Source organism: Streptomyces sp. NPDC054847 (assembly GCF_053610925.1).
Map to the genome: position 1 here is coordinate 1 of NZ_JBSGZJ010000474.1, position 5,459 is coordinate 5,459.

General features: G+C 67.6%; 3 protein-coding genes. 2 read left to right on the forward strand and 1 reads right to left on the reverse strand.

Annotation, left to right across the window (positions count from 1 at the left end; genetic code table 11):
* Window positions 1-48: 48 nt before the first annotated feature.
* Entirely contained in the window at window positions 49-1,029 is a 981-nt protein-coding gene (gene galE / locus ACWGH4_RS30385; protein ID WP_453466557.1) for a UDP-glucose 4-epimerase GalE, read from the reverse strand.
* A 408-nt stretch (window positions 1,030-1,437) separates the two neighbouring features.
* Here galE and ACWGH4_RS30390 point away from each other — a divergent pair, with 408 nt between their 5' ends.
* Both ACWGH4_RS30390 and ACWGH4_RS30395 read left to right on the forward strand, forming a co-directional pair.
* A complete protein-coding gene (locus ACWGH4_RS30390) occupies window positions 1,438-4,290 on the forward strand; it encodes a bifunctional glycosyltransferase/CDP-glycerol:glycerophosphate glycerophosphotransferase (RefSeq protein ID WP_453466559.1) in 2,853 nt (950 codons plus the stop codon).
* Window positions 4,290-5,459, forward strand: a 1,170-nt coding sequence (locus ACWGH4_RS30395) for a glycosyltransferase (RefSeq protein WP_453466561.1), incomplete at its 3' end; no start/stop codon positions are given. The genes ACWGH4_RS30390 and ACWGH4_RS30395, both read left to right, overlap by 1 nt.

Consider the following 5,459-nt stretch of genomic DNA (forward strand, 5'->3'; position numbering starts at 1 on the left):
GCCCGGGCCCGAGAGATCTCGGCGGGACGCGGGCGGTCCCCCGGGGGCTCAGCGCTCCTGGCCGGGGTGCCGCAGGCGCCAGCCCTGCCACGCCGACTCGACCATCTGCCGGACGTCGTACTGGGCGCTCCAGCCCAGCTCCTTGCGGATGAGTTCGGCGGAGGCCACCACCCTAGCCGGGTCCCCGGGACGACGGGCCGCGATCTCGGCCTCCGTGTCCGTGCGGCCGCTGACCTCGCGGATGAGGTCCACCATCTCGGCGACGGACACACCCTCGCCCCGTCCGATGTTCAGCACCAGTTCGGCGGAGGGGTCCTCGACCAGCCGGCGTGCGGCGGCCACATGCGCGGAGGCGATGTCCTCGACGTGGATGTAGTCCCGTACGCAGGTGCCGTCCGGGGTCGGGTAGTCGTCCCCGAAGATCAGCGGTGACCGGCCCTGGTCCAGTCGCTCGAAGACCATGGGCACGAGGTTGAAGATGCCGGGGTCACCGAGCTCGGCAGAAGCGGCACCGGCCACGTTGAAGTAGCGGAGCGAGGCGGTGGCCATGCCGTGCGCCCGGCCCGCCCCGCGCACCAGCCACTCGCCGGCGAGCTTGGTCTCACCGTAGGGACTCATCGGAGCGCATTCCGTCTGCTCCGTCACCAGGTCCACGTCGGGCATCCCGTAGACGGCGGCGGAAGAGGAGAAGAGGAAGCGGCGGACACCCGCGTCCGCAGCGGCCTCCAGCAGGGTCTGGAGCCCCGTGACGTTCTCGCGGTAATAGAAGAGCGGACGCTCGACGGATTCCCCGACCTGCTTCTTCGCCGCCACGTGGACGATTCCCTCGACCGCGTGCTCCCGCAGGAGACGGTCGACCAGCTGCCGGTCCAGTACGGAACCGCGCTCCAGCGGCACACCGGCCGGAAGCCTCGCCGGGTCACCCGTGCTGAGGTCGTCGAGGACGACCACGCGCTCCCCGCCCTCGGTGAGGGCCTTCACCACGTGAGAACCGATGTAGCCGGCACCGCCTGTGATCATCCACGTCATTCAGCCAGTCTAGGAGACGGCACGAGCTGCCTCGGCAGGCCAGGGCGGCACCGCCGGCGCCGACCTCCCGGGTGACGACTGCTCCACCGCGATTTCGCCTGGTGGACCGGTCTTCCTATTCGCAAGCGGCTCGGCGCCGTCCGGCGGCTATGCCTCAGATCACGCCCCGCTCCGGTTGAACACGGAAGGGCGGACGGTGAAGACTCTGACACAATGTGTTGTTTTGCCCAGCCGGTCACGTCTCATGGCGATCGCCACCGGCACCTCCGGGCGGTCCTCACGTGCCCCGCCCACGCGTAACGATCGTGGAACGACGAGCACCGCGGCCCCGGGGTCCACGGCAGGACCGGCCATGAACACGAGGTAGCTTTGGTGTGCCTAAAGGAAGACAAGTGGATCGAGGTGCCAGTGCCTGACGTCTCCGTGGTCGTCATCGCCTACAACGACGCTGAGCGTCTCCCGACGGCCGTTCGGTCGGTGTTGGACCAGACCCTGCAGAGCGTCGAAGTCGTGATCGTCGACGATTTCAGCAGTGACCGCACCTTCGAGGTCGCACAAGAGCTGGCGGCCGCCCACCCCGACAGGATCCGGGCGTACCAGCTGCCCGAGAACAGCGGCGCGGGCGGCGAACCCCGCAATGTCGGTATCGGGCATGCCCGTGGCCGTTACGTCATGTTCCTCGACAGTGACGACGTCCTCGAGGTCAACGCCTGCCGCAACATGGTCTCGGCCGCCGACGAGACGCAGGCCGACATGGTCTCCGGGCTCTGCGTGCGTCTCCACAAGGACAGCCGCAACAAGAAGCGCGACGCCTGGTACGCCTGGCTCTACTCGACCACCCGCACGCTCAATTCGGTCACCGAGCTGCCGGACCTGTTCGTCTGGGACACCCTTTCCACGAACAAGTGCTACCGCCGCGACTTCCTCATCGACAACGAGCTCCGCTTCCCCAAGGGGATGTTCTACGAGGACCTGATGTTCATCGCGGAGGCCTACCTCGCCGCGAAGCGCATCACCCTGATCCCCAACCAGGTCTATTTCTGGCACGTCCACGAGCAGGCCGCGGTCAAGTCCGTGACCAACCGCCGCCACGAGATGACCAATTACTCCCACCGGCTGGAGGTCCACCGGCGCATCGACGCCCTGCTGGAGCAGCACGGGCTGGACGAGATCAAGCTCGCCAAGGACGTCAAGTTCCTGAAGCACGACCTCGTTCTGCACCTGCGCGACCTGCCCTTCCGCAACGAGTCGTACCGGGCGGAGTTCGCCGAGCTCTCACGGGAGTACCTCGCAAGCCTCAACCACGAGGCCTACGGGAAGGTCCTGCCGATCCAGGCGATATGTGCTCACCTGCTGCAGCAGGACGACTGGCAGAACCTGCTGCCGGCGGTCGACACCCTGATCCACCGTGACAAGGTCTCCTCGCCGCTCAAGGAGCTGGACGGCCGCATCTACTGGTGCGCCGAGCACCTCGACGACGAGTTCTCCCGCAGCGTGCTGGACGTCACGGACCTGGGTTACCACCAGAAGTCGATCAGCCAGCTCTACCTCCGCAACATCCTCACCGCCTTCTCCGAGGCCGACGGCACGGTCAACATGGCGGGCCGGATCACCAATCCGCTGGGAATGATCGGGCCTGACGCCGCGCTCAAGGGCGAGCTGGAGTTCAGGGCCAGGCGCCGTAGCCTGAAGTCGTTCTCCTTCCCCGTACGGGCGGTGCGCCACGAGGGCGAGACGATCGGCTGGGAGGCGGAGGCCGACATCAGCTCCCGGCTCAGGCCGCTCGGCATCATCGACACGGTGTGGGACGTGCGGCTGATCCTGCACGTGGACGGGGCCCGCACGACCACCCGGCTCACTGTCGGGGACACCGACCTGACCGGTGGGCAAATGCCGGTCCGCCCCCGCCTGACCCGACTGGTCGCCGACCACATCGAGGCGCATGCGACGGCGAAGGGGCATCTGGCGTTCCGGCTCGTCTCCGAGCGGCACGACAGCGAGCGGATCGAGGAACTGATCCGCCGCGGTGTGCGGGGCAAGCCGGGCAAGCTGGCGAAGGCCGGCTACCGCAAGGCGAAGCAGCTGCACAAGGACCTCACGTCCGACCAGAACAAGCTGCGGATCTACCACGAGGTGTACAGCCGCCTGCCGGTCAAGAAGCGCACCGTCGTCTTCGAGAGCCACCTGGGCAAGCAGTACAGCGACAGCCCGCGCGCCATCTACGAGGAGATGGTCCGGCAAGGACTGGACTTCGAGGCGATCTGGTCCTACTCCGGCAGCCCGAAGGACTTCCCCAAGGACGCCACCCTGGTGCGGCGCTGGTCGCTGCCCTACCTCAAGGCCCTGGCGCGGGCGGAGTTCTGGGTGGACAACCAGAGCTACCCGCTCAAGCTCGCCAAGCGGCCCGAGACGACGTACATCCAGACCTGGCACGGCTCCGCGCTGAAGAAGATGGGCTTCGACCAGCCCGCGCAGAAGGCGCTGCCGCGTCGGGAGCAGGAGGCCCAGCAGCAGACGCTCAACCGTTTCGACCACTTTCTCGTACGGTCGGAGCACGACGTCCGCACTCTGGCCAAGGCGTTCCGGCTTCAGGAGAAGACGCTGCTGCGGGTCGGATATCCCCGTAACGACGTCCTCGTGCGGGCACGCGACGCCGAGGCCGCGGCCGGCAGCCGCTCGCGTGGTCCGCTGGCGGAGCAGCTGGGCATTGCCGCCGACAAGACGGTCCTGCTGTACGCGCCCACTTTCCGCACGGCGGGCCGTGGTCGGCACAGCCGCTTCGAGCTGCCGTTCGACGTGGACCGTTTCGCGGAGGAGTTCGGCGACCGCTATGTGCTGCTCGTGCGCGCGCACTACCTCAACCATGTAGTGCTGCCGCCCACGGTGCGCGGCAAGGTCATCGACGTGTCCGCCCACCACGACGTGACTCCGCTGATGGAGCTCGCCGACGCGCTGGTCACGGACTACTCCTCTGTGATGTTCGACTACGCGGTGCTCGACCGGCCGATGCTCTTCTTCACGTACGACTACGACGCCTACGTGCACGAGGGACGAGGTACTTACTTCGACCTGCTCGAACACGCGCCGGGCCCCGTCTTCCGTACCGAGGAGGAGTTCCACGACGCCGTCCGCTCCTTGGACGAGCAGAAGCCCAAGTACGCCGAGGCCCGCCGCCGGTTCGTCGCGGAGTTCGGTGAGTACGACCTGGGTACTGCCGCGCAGAGCATCGTCGATCAGTTCTTCGCCGACTGGAGCCGTTGATGACCAACCACACCACGGAACCGCGTGACATCTTCCTGGTGTCGAACAGCGTCGACGAACTGGGCGGCATCACCAGCTGGTCCCACCAGATCGCCCGTCTCTTCAGCGAGCGCGGCCACAACGTGCATGTCGTCGGCGTGACCCCCGCGCCCGACGGCCGCCGGGCCGATCTGGGGTCCGACCTGCCTTACCTCACGACGACGCTGTACGACGAGCACCCGCCCACGGTCAGGTCCGTGCGCGGCCTCAAGGGCAGGCTGAATCTCGTCGAGCGCCGACGCCGCCACCTGCGCGACTCCGCGATGCGCACCCAGGCGGCCAAGCTCACCTCGATGTTCCGGGCCGCCCGGCCCGGAGCCGTCGTCATCGTCACCCAGGTCTGGGCCATGGAATGGGTCGCTCTCGCCGACACCGCCGGTCTGACCGTGATCGGCATGAGCCACGAGTCGTACGAGACGTGCCGCAGGTCGTCCCGGTTCCAGCGCGTCAAGCGGCTGTACAAGGACGTCGACCGGATGCTCACGCTCACCCGTGAGGATGCCGATCTCTGGATCCGCCAGCAGTTCGACAACGTCGGATCCATGCCCAATCCGCTGCCCTTCTTCCCCGAGGTCCCTTCGGACCGCAGTGCGAAGACCGTGGTCAGCATCGGCCGTCTGCACGAGGAGAAGGGCGTCGACCTGCTGCTCGACGCCTGGGCCGAGGTCGCGCCGCTGCATCCGGACTGGACTCTGCGGATCTACGGTTCCGGCGAGGAAGAGGCAGCGCTGAAGAAGCAGAGCGCGCAGCTGGGGCTGAGTACCTCCGTCGAGTGGATGGGGCGCACCAGCGACGTCCCCGGTGCCCTGCGGGAGAGCTCCCTGTTCGCGCTGTCCTCCCGCGGCGAAGGCTTCCCTCTCGCGCTCATGGAGGCCATGGCAACGGCCGTGCCCTGTGTGGCCTTCGATGTCGCGCCGGGCGTGCGAGAGATCATCTCGGACGGAGAGGACGGTTTCCTCGCGCCCCCCGGCAACACCGCCGAGTTCGCCCGCAGGCTCGACATGCTGATCACCGACAAGGAGCTGCGTGACCGGATGGGTGAGCGGGCCAGGCGGGAGATCCAGCGCTACTCCACCACCGAGATCGTGAGCCGCTGGGAAGACCTCTTCGCCGGCCTACAGCGGGCGGGG